The sequence below is a fragment of the Fundicoccus sp. Sow4_H7 genome (genome assembly GCF_052115865.1).
Classification (GTDB): Bacteria; Bacillota; Bacilli; order Lactobacillales; family Aerococcaceae; genus Fundicoccus_A.
In genome coordinates, this window is sequence record NZ_JBQKME010000001.1 from 248140 (window position 1) to 265922 (window position 17783).

Sequence of the window (17783 nt, forward strand, 5' to 3'; positions counted from 1 at the left end):
GTGAGCAGATGTTTTTAGTGACAGGGATTACAGGACATACAGGTAGATATTTCTTACAAGAACTTATTGATCATAAATATGAAGGACCAATCCGCTGCATCGTTAGGGAAACATCTGACACTTCAATGTTAGATAACAGCGGATTAAATATTGAGAAGGTTTATGGAGATCTCAATGATAAAGAGTTCATAAGAAAAGTTATGAATGGTGTAGATAATATCGTGCACATCTATAATATACATCATTCTCCGATGATTGTAGAAGCAGCGATCGAGAACAATGTGAAGAGAGCAATCTTAGTACATACAACAGGAATATATTCAAATTTCAAATATGCGTCACAAGGTTATAAAGACGTAGAAAAGAAAGTTTCTGAACTGACTTCAGATCTAAACTGCCCTACAAAAGTCACGATTCTTAGACCAACGATGATTTATGGCGATCTCTGTGATAGCAATATGAGTAAGTTTATAAAGATGATAGATAGAATGAGAGTTATGCCAGTCATTAATGGCGGCAAGAGTTTAATACAGCCGGTTAATGCTAGGGATTTAGGAAAGGCATTCTACACTGTTTTGACATCTCCTGAGAAAACAGATGGAAAAGCATATGACCTATCAGGTGAAAAGCCTCTACAGATGATAGAAGTTTTTAAGATGATAAGCGATAAACTAAATAAGAAAACAACCTTTGTTAGCATTCCTCTTGGATTCGGAGTGTTTTTAGCAAGAGTAGCTAAGTTGTTTACCTTTGGAAAAGTTGATTATATAGAAAAAGTTCAAAGGATGGCTGAGGATAGAAGTTATTCTCATGAAGAGGCAAAGAGTGATTTTAACTATAAGCCGATGAGTTTTGAAGAGGGTATACAGATTGAAGTTAAGCAGTATATCAAAAGATTCAAATGATTCTTGATGATAGGAGTTATGAAATGAATGAGAAAAAAAAAGCACTGGTCGTTACGACTGTAGCTTCAACAATAGATCAATTTTGCATGAATGATATATCAATATTACTCGATAATTATGATGTGCAAGTAGCAGCAAATTTTACAACAGGAAATAATACTTCCAAAGAACGAATCAATGAGTTTAAGAATGAACTTATAAATAAAAATATCGTAATTAATGAAGTACAGTTTGACAGAAATCCTTTAAGTAAAAGTAACTTAATAGCTTATAAAAAATTAAAAAGCTTGATACAACAGAATAAATTTGATTTGATTCACTGTCATACACCTATTGCGGCAATGCTTACAAGATTAGCTGCCATAGAACTAAGAAAAAAAGGAATCAAAGTTATTTATACCGCCCATGGTTTCCACTTTCATAACGGTGCACCTCTTATTAATTGGCTTTTATATTATCCAGTTGAGAAATGGCTAGCTAGATATACGGATACTTTAATTACCATTAATAAAGAAGATTATGAGAGAGCTAAGCGGAAGTTTAACGCGAGAAAAGTTGAATATATACCGGGTGTTGGAATAGATCTAGAAAAAATAAATTTAGTCAAAGTGGATAAAGATCTAAAGCGTAGTGAATTAGGTTTACCCAAAGACGCATTTATTGTTTTATCTGTTGGTGAACTTAATAAAAACAAAAATCACGAAGTTGTTATTAGAGCTATAGCAAAGTTAAATAACCCTGATATATACTATGTAATTTGTGGAAAAGGTCAGTTGAGCAAATACTTAGCTAACTTAAGTAAAGAACTTGGCATAGAAAATCAAGTGTATTTACTAGGATTTAGAAAAGATATTACCGAGATATGTAAGAGTAGCGATTTGTTTGTTTTTCCATCATATAGGGAGGGGTTAGGTATAGCTGCCTTAGAGGCTATGTCGTGTGGGCTACCTATTATAACATCAAACGTCCATGGGATAGTAGACTATTCCACGGATGGAAAAACAGGATATATCTGCAAACCAACTGATGTAGATTGTTTTTCAAAACACATTAAAAGTTTATATAATGATTTAGATAAACGAAGTGAAATGGCTTTAAATAATATTGAAGTTGTAAAGATATTTGAGATTAAGGGTGTTAAAAATATAATTTCAAACATCTATAAATCACTTGATACTTAAATTTAGTTGTGATTTTAGCTATTGATTTGAAAATGAAAAAGGGGGAGCGATGTGAAAATATTAGTTATATCAGATGTACCATGGAGCGAAGAAAATAGCGTTGGAAATACGTATAGCAATATTTTCAGAAATATGGAAAATGTAGAGTTTGCCAACCTATTTTGCAAACCAGGGAACGCGGAATCAAAAATACTAGCAAGGCATTACCAAATGACTGAGAAAAAAATAATTTTGAATCTAATTAGAAAAGAGAACAATATAAGTGAAACCTCAGGTGCCAAGATGAAAGATGCTGAATTTAATAGAAAAGAGCAAAAAATCTATGATCTTCTTAGAAGTTTAAGATTCCCCTTTTTATTTATAGCTAGAGAATTTATCTGGAAGGTCGGAAAATGGAAGACAAAAGAATTGGATGATTTCCTTCAAGATTTTAACCCGGACATTATATTCTCATTTTGCTTAGATTCTGTATACTACTCAAATATAATTGATTATTGCAGAATAAAAACAGGGGCAAATACTGTTCTATTTTTTGCTGACGATGTTTATGCATACAAAAGATTGAATCCTTTATATGTGTTACATCAATACTTTGTCAGAAAATCAATTAAAAAATTAGCAAGTCATAGTCAGTTGATTTATGGAGCTACATCTGAGTTGTGTAGTGAGTATTCGGATATTCTTAAAAAAAAGATATTTCCTCTATATAAAGTTTGTAATAATATTCCAGAGATCAAAGATTCTGTTAACGTGCCCTTAAAGATAACTTATACTGGGAATTTATTTTATGGAAGATGGAAGGTTCTTGCTTTATTATCTGAAGCAATTAAAGAAAAAAATAAGGAGTCAACAAAATTATTTTTAGATATTTACACATCTGGTTTGTATAATCGAAAAATGATGGAAGCTTTAAATATTAAAGGGTCTTCGTGTTTAAGAAAAGGTATACCTTATGATGAAGTAAAAAAAGTTTTAAAAGAATCAGATATAGTTGTTCATGTCGAGTCTTTCGAAAGGAAGGAAATAAGAAAAACCAGACTATCTTTTTCAACAAAAATAGTAGATTGTATCCAAAGTGGTAGTTGCCTTTTGGCAATAGGACCTACTGAGGTAGCTTCAATAAGTATGCTGAAAAATCTTGATATTGCTGAAGTTGTCACAAGTAATGATAAAGAAGCAGTAAAAGTAATTCTTGAGAAGATATTAGAAAATAATAGAATTTTAATTGAAAAGAGTGAGAAAATGAAAGAATATGGACTTGAATATCATTCTCAAGAGCATTTAAGGATAAGTCTATACAACAAATTGGAAGAATTATTGAAAGGTGATTAGAATGAAGATAATGCAAATAAATGTAGTTTATCCTAACGGTAGTACGGGGAAAATTGTTAAAGACATACATGATGAATTAATTAAAAAAAATCACGAATCTTTAGTTTGTTTTGGTAGAGGTGCAGAGGTTAGAGAGAAAAACGTTTATAAAATAGCACCTGAGTTTATTATGAAAGCTCAATCATTTAGAGCTAAAGCTACAGGTTATACCTATGGAGGGTGTCTTTATTCAACTAGAAACTTAATCAATATAATACGAAATGAAACTCCTGATGTAGTTCACCTACATTGCATTAATGGATATATGGTAAATATATACAAACTATTAAATTTTCTCAAAAACAATAGAATTTCAACAGTTTTAACTTTGCATGCTGAGTTTATGTATACTGCTGGATGCGGGCATGCGCTGGATTGCGAAAAATGGAAAAATGGTTGTGGGGAATGCCCGCAAAGAAAAAATGGTGGAAGACCTGCATCGTGGTTTTTTGATCGCAGTGCTAATGAATGGCAATTAATGAAAAAATCCTTTGAAGGATTTGACAATTTGGTGGTCACATCTGTTTCTGAATGGGTAAATAATAGAGCAAAAGAATCACCATTTTTTAAGAAAAATCGATTAAAAGTTGTTTTAAATGGTGTTGATAATACAAATACTTTTACGCCAAGTGAATTTGGGGATTTAAAAGAAGAACTTTCATTAAAGGACGAGAAAATAATTCTTCATGTTACTGCTAATTTTAAAGATCCAATAAAAGGCGGGAATTATGTACTAGAAATTGCAAAACGATTTGAAAAGTATAATATGAAATTTATCATAGTTGGTTTGAATAGCAAAATTGATAATTTACCAAAAAATATTATAGCCTTACCTAAAACAAATAATCAGAAAAGACTTGCGGAACTTTACTCGATGGCTGATATCACATTATTGACTAGCGTAAGAGAAACCTTTTCAATGGTAACCGCAGAATCACTATCTTGTGGCACTCCGGTTATTGGATTTAAGGCCGGTGGTCCCGAATCTATAGCGTTATCACAATATAGTGAATTTGTTACTTATGGAGATCTTGATTCTTTAGAAAACTCAATATTACATTGGATTGACAAAAAAGCATTTCATAAAAATGAAATTTATAAAATAGCTAGAGATAGATACTCTAGAGAAAACATGTGTAAAGAATATTTAGATATTTATAATAATTTTGAATCGTACGCAGAGTTGAAAATATGACAGTCTTTATAATTACAATATTAATAATCATACTTCTGTACCCTTTAATCGGAAAAAGAAGACGTTTTATAGATGGTAGAGTTACACTAACAAATAACAAATTATATGTATATATTGTATCTATCATACTTATTTCAATTTCAGGTTTCAGACATGTATCAATAGGTATTGATACTATGAATTACAATAACATATTTCACCATGTAAATTCACTAAGTATATCTAATGCTATTAATATCGATGTTGAAATAGGATATCAATTATATCAAATACTCATTGGTAATATTTCTGATGATTTCCAGTTACTTTTAGTAATTACATCTATATTATATATTGGCATAGTTTCACATTTGATTTATAAGTATTCTGAAAATCCTATGATTAGCTATTTGCTATTTATATTTTTTGATTTTTATACTTTTTCTTTATCTGGGATCAGACAAACAATAGCGATGTCACTCATCATTTTAGCTTTTATGCAAATCAAAGAGAAAAAATTTAATAGATTCTTATTTTGGACTATTTTAGCTTCGAGCTTTCATATAACTGCGCTAGTATTTCTCCCGTCATATTGGTTTAACAGATTTAAATTAAATAGGAGAAATTTATTGTTTCTTCTATTATGTGGATTATTAATATTTGCAGCTAAAGATTATTTGCAAGTCATTATGAGTAGTTATGCGAGAATAGAGTATGGTGCTTCAGATACGGGAGGGCTAAAATTATACTTCTTAATGATTATCACTGTAATCTTTGGTGTTTTATATCGGAAGACAATTAATTCGAAAAATCCTATTAACGTATACTTATTATATATGATGATTTCATGTGTTGTTATTTTTCCAATAATAAGATACAACCCAATAACACTAAGATTATACTATTATTCTTTCATTTTTATGATAGTGTATGTGCCAAATCTTTTTGGTTCTATAAAAGATAAAGCGATAAGGGCTATAGGAACAATATCTTATTTGTTGATAGGTGCAACATGGTTTTTCACAACTATTATAAACTCAAAACAAATCATTCCTTATTTATTTTTTTGGCAGAGATAATATATAGATATGCATTATAAGAGTAAAGGGGATTATTTATCTAAATTGATGGAGGATGTTAATTATGTTTAAAGGAAAGACTTTACTAATCACAGGTGGAACGGGATCTTTTGGAAATGCAGTTATGAAAAGATTCTTACATACAGATGTTAAAGAAATCCGTATTTTTTCTCGTGATGAAAAGAAACAAGATGACATGAGAAAACAATACAAAAATGATAAATTAAAATTTTATATTGGCGATGTTAGAGATTTAGCTAGCGTTAAGAATGCAATGCATGGAGTCGACTATATCTTCCATGCAGCTGCACTTAAGCAAGTACCATCATGTGAGTTCTTTCCTCTTGAAGCGGTAAAGACGAACGTAATGGGGACAGACAATGTTCTAACGGGAGCAATTGAGATGGGCATTAAAAAGGTTATCTGTCTGTCTACGGATAAAGCGGCATACCCTATCAATGCAATGGGCATCTCAAAAGCTATGATGGAGAAGGTATTTGTGGCTAAAGCAAAGACTGTTGATCCAGACAGAACACTTATTTGTGGTACTAGATATGGTAATGTGATGGCTTCAAGAGGGTCAGTAATTCCATTGTTTATAGATCAGATTAAAAATGGACAACCTTTGACTGTTACAGATCCTAATATGACAAGATTCTTGATGAGTTTAGAAGAAGCTGTTGAACTTGTTGTGTTTGCATTTGAGAATGCTGAAGCGGGTGATATCATGGTCCAAAAAGCTCCTGCATCTACGATTGGAGACTTAGCTCAAGCAGTCAAAGAGCTGTTTAATGCTGATAATGAAATTAAGATTATTGGTACTCGCCATGGAGAAAAGTTATACGAAACACTTTTAACAAAGGAAGAACATGTTGGAGCGCAGGACATGGGTGGTTTCTATCGAGTACCCGCTGATAAAAGAGACCTAAATTATGATAAATATTTTGTTGAAGGAAATGAAGAACTTCAACAAGTAGAAGATTATAACTCACATAATACAGAGAGACTCAATATTGAGCAGATTAAAGAGAAGTTACTCAAACTTGATTATATACAGGAAGAGTTAAGAAACTGGGAGGGAAGGTAATGAAGCTCCTAATCCTTGGCGGAACAGGCATGGCAGGGCATACCATTTCAATCTATTTTAAAGAAGCTGGTCATGATGTAACTGCTTTTAGTAGAAGCAAAGTAGATTATTGCAAGAATGTAAATGGTGATATCACTGATTTTGAGAATCTAAAGAAGCTTATAAATGAAGGTCAATATGACGCAATTATTAATGCTATTGGAATATTAAACCAGAATGCAGAAGATCACAAATCAAATGCAGTCTTATTGAATAGTTACTTACCGCATTTTCTAAGTGATACGACAAAAGAAATGAAGACGAGAGTTATTCATATGAGTACGGACTGTGTTTTTTCTGGAAAGACTGGTGGTTACTCAGAGACATCATTTAGAGATGGAGAAACCTTCTACGATAGATCAAAAGCGTTAGGTGAACTGGAAAACAATAAAAATCTTACGTTTAGGAATTCTATAATTGGTCCGGATATGAGTAAAGGCGGAATAGGGCTTTTTAATTGGTTCATGAAACAAGAAAGTCAGATTAATGGGTTTACTAAAGCAATATGGACAGGTGTAACAACATTGACATTAGCAAAAGCAATGGAACAGGCCCTAAAAGAAAATCTAACAGGACTTTATAATCTGGTTAATAATGAAACTATAAGCAAGTATGAGTTATTGAAGTTATTCAATAAGTATATGAAAAATGGTCAAATTGAGATTCTACGAAGTGATAATCTTTCACTAGATAAATCTTTAATTAACAATCGAACTGATTTTTCATTTAAAGTACCTGGATATGAGGTTATGGTAGCTGAGATGAAAGAATGGATAGATAATCATAAAGATCTCTATCCACATTACTTCAAATAGGGGGCAGGTTTAATGAAAAAATTAAAATTAATGACAATCGTGGGTACTCGCCCTGAAATCATAAAACTTTCTGAAGTGATTAAGAAAAGTGATAAGTACTTTGAACATATATTGGTTCATACAGGTCAGAATTATGACTATGAACTGAACCAAGTGTTTTTTGAAAATCTAGGTATAAGAGAGCCTAACTTTTATCTTAATGTTGTAGGCGATAATTTAGGCCAAACCATGGGGAATGTATTAGCTAAGTCTTATGAAATCATGGTTCAAGAACAACCAGATGCTTTACTTGTTTTAGGAGATACTAATTCATGCCTAAGCGTTATTTCTGCCAAGCGGCTTAAGATTCCGATTTTTCACATGGAAGCTGGTAACAGATGTTTTGATGAAAACCTTCCAGAAGAGATTAATAGAAGAATTGTTGACCATACAAGTGATGTAAATCTTTGTTATACAGAACACGCAAGGAATTACTTGAATTGGGAAGGCGTTCCAAAGGAGCGTACTTACGTTATTGGGTCACCAATGGCTGAAGTATTAAAAGTAAATAAAGCGAAAATCGATGGTAGTAATGTGCTTGAGACATTGGGATTAGAAAAAGGTAAGTATATTCTATTATCAGCCCACCGTGAGGAAAACATCGATAATGAAGATAATTTTATGGCCTTAATGAATGCTGTCAATGCCATGGCTGAAAACTATGATCTTCCGGTTATCTACAGTACTCATCCAAGAAGCAAGAAGTTCATAGAGCAAAGAGGATTTAAATTCCATTCAAATGTAAGAAGTTTGCAGCCATTTGGATTTGCTGATTATAATCACCTTCAGCAGAATTCGTTTTGTGTAGTTTCTGATAGCGGGACTGTTGCAGAAGAGGCTTCCTATTTTAAATTTCCTGCAGTGTCTGTGAGAACTAGTACAGAGAGACCAGAAGCCTTAGATAAGGGGAATATGGTCATTGGTAGCATAACAACTGAACAAGTACTACAAGCTGTAAATATGGCTGTAGAGATGAATGTTCAAGGAGATGCAGGAGTAGATGTGCCAAATTATGTAGATGAAAATGTGAGTACTAAGGTTGTTAAGTTAATTCAAAGCTATACGGGGATAGTAAATATGATGGTGTGGAGAAAGGGGTGACTAGTAATATGGACAAAATAGGGATTTTAACATTTCATTACTCGAATAACTATGGAGGCGTTTTACAAGCCATAGCTTTACAAAATACATTAATAGAATTAGGATACGATGTTGAGGTTATAAATTATATTCCCCAAAACTATAAACCTTATAATATTATTGGGAATTTAGGAATTAGAAAAAATATTTTTTTAAACAAGTTAAATAACCTAAATATATTTAATATGTCGAAAAAAATCAAGATAATGAACAAGTATTGCGATTCAATAATAAATAAGTTTAATATATATAGAGAAAAAAACATGTGTCTTTCAGAACAAGTTGATGAGGATTCATTATTGTCAATACTTAATAATTATTCAGCAATTATTGTTGGAAGTGATCAAGTATGGAATCCAAGTCAAAGAAAAAGCCCAATATATTTCTTAGATTTTGTAGATAAGTACAAAGGCAAAAAAATAAGTTATGCGCCTGATTCAACAATAAAAGATGTAAATAATGAAGATTTATCCAGATTGAACAAAGCATTAAGTGAATTTAATTATATTTCTGTTAGAAACGACCATAGTAATGAGTTTGTCAAAACAGTAATTAATAAAGAAGTTGAAATAGTTGCTGATCCAACCTTATTATATGATTTTGAAAATGTAGAGAAAGCTAGAGATGAGGAACATGAGTATATTTTAACATATGTATTGGGTAAAGAAATAAATGGGTCTCATAATAAAGCAATTGAAAAAATTAGAAATAAATATGGCAACATACCCGTTTATTCTATAAAAATACCGACTATGAATTTTGAGTTTTCTCATTTTGCCGATAAGGTTTTTTATGATCTCAATCCTGATGAATGGATAAGTATGTTTAGAAATGCTAAGTTTATTTATACAGATTCTTTTCATGGTGTTTTGTTTTCTTTAAAATACCACAAGCCATTTTTAGCATATTACACTGAGAAATTAAGAGCTACTCGATTTATTGACCTCGGAAAGAGGTACGGTATTGACAAGTATATCGTTCAAAATATTTCAGATATAGATGACAATAAATTGTTAGATATATTACCGGACTTTAATACAATAGATAAAATTATCGATTTGCAAAAGGAGTCATCATTAAAGTTTTTAAGTAAAGCTTTGTCAGAATAAAATACAAGTATAATTAGGTGAATAATTTGAATTTAAAATCCAATACTAATCAATTAAAGGCCGGAGCTGCCTTATCATATATATCAATGGGTCTAGGTTATCTTGTATCCATAATTTATACTCCGATAATGTTGAGGTTATTGGGGCAAAGTGAATACGGTCTGTATAACTTAGTGGCATCTGTTGTCGCCTATTTAGGTGTTTTAAACTTTGGATTCGGTAGTGCATATATGCGCTATTATTCTAGATACAAAGTTCAAGATGACAGAAAAAAAATAGCTACCTTGAATGGTATGTTTTTAATTATCTTTTCTGTTATTGGATTGATAGCGGTAATAGCAGGAACATTACTAGCAATGAACACTGAAGTTATATTTGGTTCTGAACTGACTGGTGTTGAATTATCAAGAGCAAAGATTTTGATGATGATTTTAGTAATAAATCTAGCTATTTCATTTCCTAATATAGTCTTTACTTCGCACATAACAGCAAATGAAAAATTTATATTCCAAAAATTCATTGAAATGATAAGAGTTGTAATAAATCCCTTTGTTGTTTTACCGGTTCTTATAATGGGATATGGTTCAGTCGGGATGGTTGTTGTTACCACGCTTCTAAATATTTCCATTGAGATAATTAACGCAGTATACTGTGTTAAAAAACTCAAAATGAGATTTTCTTTTAGGAATTTTGATTTCAAGTTGATGAGAGACATGACTGTATTCTCTTCTTTTATTTTTATAAATTTATTGATTGATCAGATTAATTGGAATATAGACAAGTTTATTTTAGGAAGATTTCATGGCGCGGTTTCCGTAGCTGTATATGGGTTAGCAGCACAATTGAACACTTACTATTTATCGCTATCTACAGCAATATCGAGTGTATTTATTCCTAGAGTACATAGATTAGTCGCAAATTCGTACAATAATACTGAATTAACTAAGCTATTTACAAGAATTGGAAGGGTACAGTTTATCATGCTTTCATTAATTTCAAGTGGACTAATTTTCTTCGGTAGGGCTTTCATTAACATGTGGGCAGGTGGGAACTATGATGGTTCTTATCCAATAGTATTACTCTTAATTATTCCTGTTACAATTCCGCTTATACAAAATATTGGAATAGAGATTCAACGAGCAAAAAATATGCATCATTTTAGGTCTTGGGTATATTTTTTCATTGCAATAGGAAATTTGGCTTTAACTATCCCTTTAGCTAAGACATATGGTGGTATTGGTGCAGCGATTGGCACAGCAGCGTCATTCTTTGTAGGAAATGGATTATTAATGAACTGGTATAATCATGTGAAAGTTGGGCTGGACATGTTGTTTTTTTGGAAGCAAATTTTAAGTTTTCTTCCGGCTCTTATTGCTCCAACAATAGCGGGTATGTTATTTAATGAATTTTTTAATCTTAGTAATCCATTCAATTTTTTAGGGCTTGGAATTATATATGTTTTCATATTTTCTGCTTCCATGTGGTCTTTTGGCATGAATCAATATGAACGAGACTTATTAGGTAAACCAATCAGAAAACTCTTTAATAGATTAGTAAGATAGCTACAGTAAAATGATAGGGGTGATAGAATGAAAGTAGCCGAGTTTAATGAAAAGAAAATATTCAGTGAAGCTAGTGGTTCATGTGCAGTTGTTGATGACAACATAAAGTTGAATCTTAATGAATATGGAATTTATGAAGAAATAGTATCACTGGCTGAAGATGATGAGCTGGATCCAGTTGTTGAATATGTTTCTCCATATTTAAATGAACAAATAGATGAATCAGAGATTTCCAAAAAGCTTTATGAAAATATCCAGGGAATTCAATATGATGAGAGAATTGGGTATTTTAAGTCCTTATATGCTGGTCATGTAACTGAAGGTGAATATCGAGAGAATGCAAGTTCTGGTGGTATGGGAACTTGGATTTTAAAAGAACTTTTCGAAAAAGATCTTATTGATGGCGTTATTCATGTAAAAGAAAATCAGGATAATAGTAGTCCAATAATGTTTCAATATGATATTTCAAGATCTATTGATGAAATTAAAACCGGTTCAAAAACGAGATATTATCCAGTTGAGCTCTCTAAAGTGTTAAAAATAGTTAGAGAGGTTCCTGGAAGGTATGCAATTATTGGAATACCTAGTTTTATTATGGCAGTTCGACTCTTGGCGGAGAAAGATGGTATTATTAAAGATAGAATTAAGTTTACAGTGGGTCTAATCTGTGGTCATCAGAAGAGCAGTAAATTTGCGGAAGCTTTGGCTTGGCAAGTAGGTATAAAACCCGGAAATTTAAAACAAATTAATTTTAGAAAAAAATTGTTGGATAAACCTGCAAGCAATTATGGAGTAGAAATTACAGGGACAATTGATGGAGAAGAAGTTACAATAGTGAAACCCACCAAGGAATTATTAGGACAGGATTGGGGGCAAGGTTATTTCAAAACTAAAGCTTCAGATTTTACAGATGATGTAATGAACGAAACTGCAGATATAGCATTAGGTGATGCATGGTTACCGGAATATACAAAAGATAGCAAGGGGAATAATGTCATTGTAGTTAGAAATCCTGTGATTGATGATTTAATAAAAGAAGGAATTAAATCTGAGAGACTCAATTTAGACGTTGTAGATAAGGAGACTATCTTTAGATCACAAGCTGCACACTATAGACACACTCATGATGAACTAGCTTATAGATTATATAAGAAGGATAATGCAAATCAATGGCGCCCAAAGAAAAGGATCGAGGCTTCGAATGATATTCCGTTACTTAGAAGAAAAGTACAAGATTTGAGAGAAGAGATTTCTACTAAAAGTCACATAGTTTACAAACAGGCTGTTGAATTAGATGATTTAGATTATTTTAAAACTGAAATGGGGAAACTCTCAAAAAAATATAATCAGTTGTATATATTATTGGCAGTGAAGAAAATGGGGATTTCTGGTGTAACGAAAGCAATCATAAGGAAAGTATTAAGGAAAATATCTAGATAGATCTTTATCAGATTCAGCTTCAAAAGATCAATGATTTGTTACTCCCATATCGCCAATCCCACCAACTCCCCAAGAAACTATTCCGCCACATAAGTAAATTTTGGGAATCTTATATGAGGCATTAGAAGTAATAAGGGTTACATCAACTAAAGCTTAGATTTGAGAGGTGCCGGGCACGGACAAATGGACAAGTTGATATACGGGACAAAGAGATGAGCAGCTATACAGAATAAACAGATAGACAAATAGGCTGGTATCAAGATCGGTAGTAATGATGATATTGCAGATATGCCATGATTACTTTGACAGCGAGATAAGTTTGACATCCCAGATTAGCTGTGATGTTAACACCAGGATGTGCTGTGATGGTAACTTTTCAGATAAGCAGTGAAAGAGAACGGGCATTTTTAGTTGCAGAGATGTCCGTTTTTTAAAAAGGATAATTTACAGAATATTGTATTAATGGGAAGCGAGTTGTGGGGGTATTTAGCTTGTATTAAGGAATAATTCGGTCTTAGGAATGAGGTGTTATTTTGAGGAAAAGGCCATTGCTATTAGGTGTAAAAGATTATGAAGCGCCAATAACACAAGTAACTTCAGCGCAGAATGACTTAGACGCTCTAAAGTATAAATTGAATCAGTAATCTTTTGAAGTAGTTAATGGCTACTGAATAATCTGAAAACCGTTGATGTAGGTGTGTTTAAGGCTCTTTTATCGTATAATTAAGGTATAGAAAACCTCTGATTTTAACGAAAATGCTTGCACAAGGAGATGCACGATGTATAAGTTCAAGAGCAAACAGATCAGTTTTTCCGATTTCGGCCAGCCTGTGGGGATGGAAATGAATCCAGACAACCGCTGGATCAAGAAAGCAGATGCCATTCCCTGGGAGCAGATCGAACTAAAGTATGCGAAGCTGTTTGCTAACCGCAAAGGCAATGTGGCGAAGCCACTGCATCTTGCCTTGGGGGCACTGATCATCCAGTTGGAATACGGATTCTCGGATGAGGAAACCGCCCTGATGATCCAGGAAAACCCATATCTCCAGTATTTCTGTGGCTTTGCGAAGTACGAATACAAGCTGCCCTTCGACCCCTCCCTGATGGTCCACTTCAGAAAGAGGCTGACGCCTTCCATCGTGGGGGAAATCAACGAGATGATTATCAAAAACGCCGAGAAATAGGACTCGAACGAGGACGACGGCAATAGCGGACCAGGAGGCTCTCCGGAGACTGATGGGACGCTGATTGTCGACGCCACTTGTGCGCCATCCAATATCAAATACCCACAGGACATTGAACTGCTGAACGAAGCCCGTGAAAACACCGAGGACATGATCACGGAACTCCATGACCCGAAGGATGGCAGGAAGCCCAGAACCTACAAGATGCAGGCACGCAAGGATTATCTGAACATGGTTCGGAAGAAGAGAAAGACGTCCAAGGAAATCCGCAAGGGAATTCGAAAGCAACTGCAATATCTCGAGAGAAACCTGAAATCCATCGACATCCTGCTCAGCAAGGGAAAAACTCTTAGCCCAAAATCGGAGAAGAGGCTTGGGACCGTCCGGTCCCTCTTTGAACAGCAGAAGTACATGTTAGATCACCACACCCACAGTGTGGAAAATCGAATTGTCAGCCTGTCTCAGCCTTATCTGAGGCCCATTGTCAGAGGAAAGATAAAGGCTCCGGTAGAATTCGGCGCAAAGCTCGATATCAGCGTGTGCGGCGGGTTCACCCGCCTGGAGAAGCAGTCCTTTGAAGCGGATAACGAGTCGACGACCCTGAAAGCTATCATCGAGCGCTATCGGGAGAGAACAGGAACTTACCCGGAACGAGTCCTTGCGGACAAGATCTACCGGAACCGGGACAATTTGGCCTTCTGCAAGGAACGGGGGATCCGGTTATCCGGCCCAGCCCTGGGCAGACCGAAGAAGAACGAAAAACCTGATCGAAAACAAGACTACAGGGACATCTGCGAGCGAGTGGAAGTCGAACGAAAATTCAGCCTAGCCAAGCTGAAGTGCGGTTTGGGCAAAATCTACACCCGACTTGCCGAAACGACCGAAAGTGTCATCGCCCTGTCCATCCTCGTGGTGAATCTGAAGAAGATTTGCCATGATTTTTTCGCCCTTTTTTCGCGGCTTTTCCTAGTTGTTTCCTATCGCGAAAATTTGGCATTTGTTCAGTAACCATTAGTTACTTATTTCAATTGTAAGTACGACAATATTACAAACTCAGTAGATAGATTTTATGAGGAAGCACCGACGGATTCAATAAACATTGTTTATTTCACCGGACACGGATTTCATTATAGAGGACAGAATTATATTGTGCCAATTGATTTTTACCTTTCAAAGCCAATTGAAAAGAATGGATACAACGTTGAAAATCTATTTAACTGGAACCAAAGAAAAATCATAAAAATTGTTATTATTGATGCTTGTCGAAATAATTTTGATGCACAATATAAGGGAGATTACACATCAACTTTTTCGTTACCTCAGGACACTTATATTGCATATGCAACTCAGTTTGGTACCGTGGCTTCTTATACTAAATATGCTCTAAGTCATTTTACAGAGGCGATATGTAACCATATTTTACTTCCTAACATATCAATAAATGAATTATTCGAGAAGGTTAGATATGATTTAGATAAAAAAGGGTATCCTCAAATATCTAATTGCATTTCTGGACTTAGGAATACAGTAGTTATTAATAAAATTGTTAAGACAACTAATTTGGATAAAGAAGTCTATGATTACATAGAAGAAAATGGTGATAGATATGAGAAAACAAGTGGGTATATTGCGGGAGAATATGAAATATTCATTGACGCCTCACAGAGATTTCAGATACCTTTGTTAGACATCTATTTTATGTATAGCAAAATCCAAAGTTCTAAATATAAGACCCATTTACTGCCCGAGGCAGAGAATAAGTTGATCACTTTTTTTATTATGAGAGATAGCAATTATTTCAAAATGGACAAAAATCATTCATGGTATTATAAGGGTAGAAAAATTAGAATGGGTGAAATACCACCAATTCCAGAAAGTATGGAAAGACTGGGACCTCTTGAAGGGAAATCAATTGATGTGGAGTTTAACTATACAGCTGATAATAAATCGCTCCATATAAAAACAACTTTGCCAGATGGGTTTATATTACACTTAACAACAAATGAAACTAAATCATTTATTAGCGGGGAAGTAAAGGACAATGAATGTAAGTTTGATATTAAGTCAGAGACTAGGGAAATTAATTAAACTTCGCCAGTAGTATCGATTATGAAAAATCTAGATAAAGAAACTGTTGGTGAAAAAGGTAGAAATTTAGTTGGTAATGCGGTTAAATATGATCCTATATTCGGCAGTACAATAGAATGGGAATGCTCAATATCAGAATAATTCACATTGCTATATTGAAAGGAGGCCTCCTAGTTATGGACAAACACATCTTCAAAGGTACTATAATTTCAATCCAACCACGGATCCGTTTAACCAGGTCTTTCGATGAAGCCTCCCATACATACCTGGGTTATGCCATTACCTTGGAGGGAGAACTGGACAACACTAACACCACCTTCTCCATCGGCATTGGTAAAGCTGCCCAAACTAAACATCAATTCAAGGTAAACGATGTGATCTCTGGTGAGTGCATTCCAGTAGCGGATCCTGACTTAGAACCTACTGAGTACTACAAAGTCTCTAAACTAAAACTAATCACCCGAAGCACTACCATCTCTAACACATCATCTCCCTGGGAACTGGTGCCGCCGGAGCTAGAGGTTTACAGGGAAAGAGGACACCGAAGACTGGCAGCTAGGACATATGACACTAAGTGTAGCAGCTGTATGTGGGGAGCAAGGATGCCTGTTGAGATTATTGTAGATAACTGGAACCCTAAAGGACGGAAGAAGTATAGGTTTGAGACTTTCTGTTATGGGCCATTAAGCTGCAAGCTGTATAAAGCTGGTCCAAACCGGAAGGTAGAAGGTCGGAATGGGATGATGTATGTTGAGGAAGATTGGGTTGATGCTATGAATGTGCAGCATCGAGGAGAAGATGAGTAGGTTTAGTTGAAGGTGGGTGATATGATTGGAATTATTAGACCTATATAGTTTTATTAATGAACATTTTCCAGGGATTATAGCGTCGAGCTTATTTATTGTAGCAGCTGGAGTCTGGTTAGGTGTTAAAATTAAGCAACTCAGACACCCTAGATATTTTGCGCGTTTTATCACTTTTGTAATCTTGGTGTTATTAATATTCAACGTAATAATTATAGAGTCCACAAGCCTACCGACAACTATCATGCTTATTGTATTACTTGTAATATACTCAATGACAGCATATTTAGCGTCCAAGAAGCCAATCCTATATTCAAAAAAGAAACTAGAGTACTTGCGGAGTTTGCTTGTTAAAGGATATAGCTTAAATGATGAAAGGCTATTTGAGAAAAAGCCATTTTATTTAATTGATTATACAGAGAATTATGAGTTTCAAAAGTTAAAAGCAGAACATTTAAGAGCACTAGAAAGATTTGCTGATGCCTACGAAGTATATCAGTCTATAGATGATAAAAAACTATTTGAAGAAGAAATAGCAGATTTATCAAGGAAAAAAGCTTTCTTACTTTATACATTAGGTGATATGAATAAGGCAAAACATTATTTGAGTTATATTAAAGATGAATCTGAACCTAATTATTTGATGCTAAAAGCGATGATAGAAGAAAATGCAATGAATCTTGAAACGGCTAGTGAATACTGGCAAAAAGCATTAAATGTTACTTCTGAAACAAAAGAGCCTCTATATACAAGCCATGATATATAAT

13 protein-coding genes and 2 pseudogenes are annotated in these 17783 nt (G+C 34.0%); all 15 read left to right on the top strand.

Annotated features, from left to right (window positions below; translation table 11 throughout):
* Positions 1–8 precede the first annotated feature (8 nt).
* Entirely contained in the window at positions 9–905 is an 897-nt protein-coding gene (locus ACTQ54_RS00945) for an SDR family oxidoreductase (RefSeq protein ID WP_441753961.1), read from the top strand.
* A gap of 23 nt (positions 906–928) precedes the next feature.
* Positions 929–2086: a glycosyltransferase family 4 protein gene (locus ACTQ54_RS00950; protein ID WP_441753962.1), complete on the top strand. Its 1158-nt coding sequence runs from the start codon at positions 929–931 to the stop codon at positions 2084–2086.
* 51 nt (positions 2087–2137) lie between these two features.
* A complete protein-coding gene (locus tag ACTQ54_RS00955; protein WP_441753963.1) occupies positions 2138–3418 on the top strand; it encodes a hypothetical protein in 1281 nt (426 codons plus the stop codon).
* A 1-nt stretch (position 3419) separates the two neighbouring features.
* Positions 3420–4652, top strand: a complete 1233-nt coding sequence (locus ACTQ54_RS00960; protein WP_441753964.1) for a glycosyltransferase — start codon at positions 3420–3422, stop codon at positions 4650–4652.
* Positions 4649–5710, top strand: a complete 1062-nt coding sequence (locus ACTQ54_RS00965) for an EpsG family protein (protein ID WP_441753965.1) — start codon at positions 4649–4651, stop codon at positions 5708–5710. The genes ACTQ54_RS00960 and ACTQ54_RS00965 overlap by 4 nt, the downstream gene beginning before the upstream one ends.
* A gap of 64 nt (positions 5711–5774) precedes the next feature.
* Complete coding sequence (locus ACTQ54_RS00970; RefSeq protein ID WP_441753966.1) at positions 5775–6797, top strand: polysaccharide biosynthesis protein; 1023 nt, start codon at positions 5775–5777, stop codon at positions 6795–6797.
* The gene (locus ACTQ54_RS00975; RefSeq protein WP_441753967.1) at positions 6797–7651 is read left to right on the top strand and encodes an SDR family oxidoreductase; all 855 of its coding nucleotides are present in this window, start codon (positions 6797–6799) and stop codon (positions 7649–7651) included. Before ACTQ54_RS00970 ends, ACTQ54_RS00975 begins: the two co-directional genes overlap by 1 nt.
* Positions 7652–7663: 12 nt before the next feature.
* Positions 7664–8791: a non-hydrolyzing UDP-N-acetylglucosamine 2-epimerase gene (gene wecB, locus ACTQ54_RS00980; RefSeq protein WP_441753968.1), complete on the top strand. Its 1128-nt coding sequence runs from the start codon at positions 7664–7666 to the stop codon at positions 8789–8791.
* An 8-nt stretch (positions 8792–8799) separates the two neighbouring features.
* The gene (locus ACTQ54_RS00985) at positions 8800–9939 is read left to right on the top strand and encodes a polysaccharide pyruvyl transferase family protein (RefSeq protein WP_441753969.1); all 1140 of its coding nucleotides are present in this window, start codon (positions 8800–8802) and stop codon (positions 9937–9939) included.
* Positions 9940–9965: 26 nt separating this feature from the next.
* Positions 9966–11501 carry a lipopolysaccharide biosynthesis protein gene (locus ACTQ54_RS00990; RefSeq protein WP_441753970.1) on the top strand — a complete coding sequence of 512 codons (1536 nt, stop codon included), beginning with the start codon at positions 9966–9968 and terminating at the stop codon, positions 11499–11501.
* 27 nt (positions 11502–11528) lie between these two features.
* Positions 11529–12941 carry a Coenzyme F420 hydrogenase/dehydrogenase, beta subunit C-terminal domain gene (locus ACTQ54_RS00995; RefSeq protein WP_441753971.1) on the top strand — a complete coding sequence of 471 codons (1413 nt, stop codon included), beginning with the start codon at positions 11529–11531 and terminating at the stop codon, positions 12939–12941.
* A 779-nt stretch (positions 12942–13720) separates the two neighbouring features.
* Positions 13721–15133, top strand: a pseudogene (locus tag ACTQ54_RS01000) (IS5 family transposase).
* A gap of 24 nt (positions 15134–15157) precedes the next feature.
* Positions 15158–16213 (top strand): annotated as a pseudogene (locus ACTQ54_RS01005) (caspase family protein); the annotation flags it as partial.
* 176 nt (positions 16214–16389) lie between these two features.
* Positions 16390–17019, top strand: coding sequence for a hypothetical protein (locus ACTQ54_RS01010; RefSeq protein ID WP_441753972.1), 630 nt, complete (start codon positions 16390–16392; stop codon positions 17017–17019).
* A 25-nt stretch (positions 17020–17044) separates the two neighbouring features.
* Positions 17045–17782, top strand: a complete 738-nt coding sequence (locus ACTQ54_RS01015; protein WP_441753973.1) for a hypothetical protein — start codon at positions 17045–17047, stop codon at positions 17780–17782.
* Position 17783: the final 1 nt, after the last annotated feature.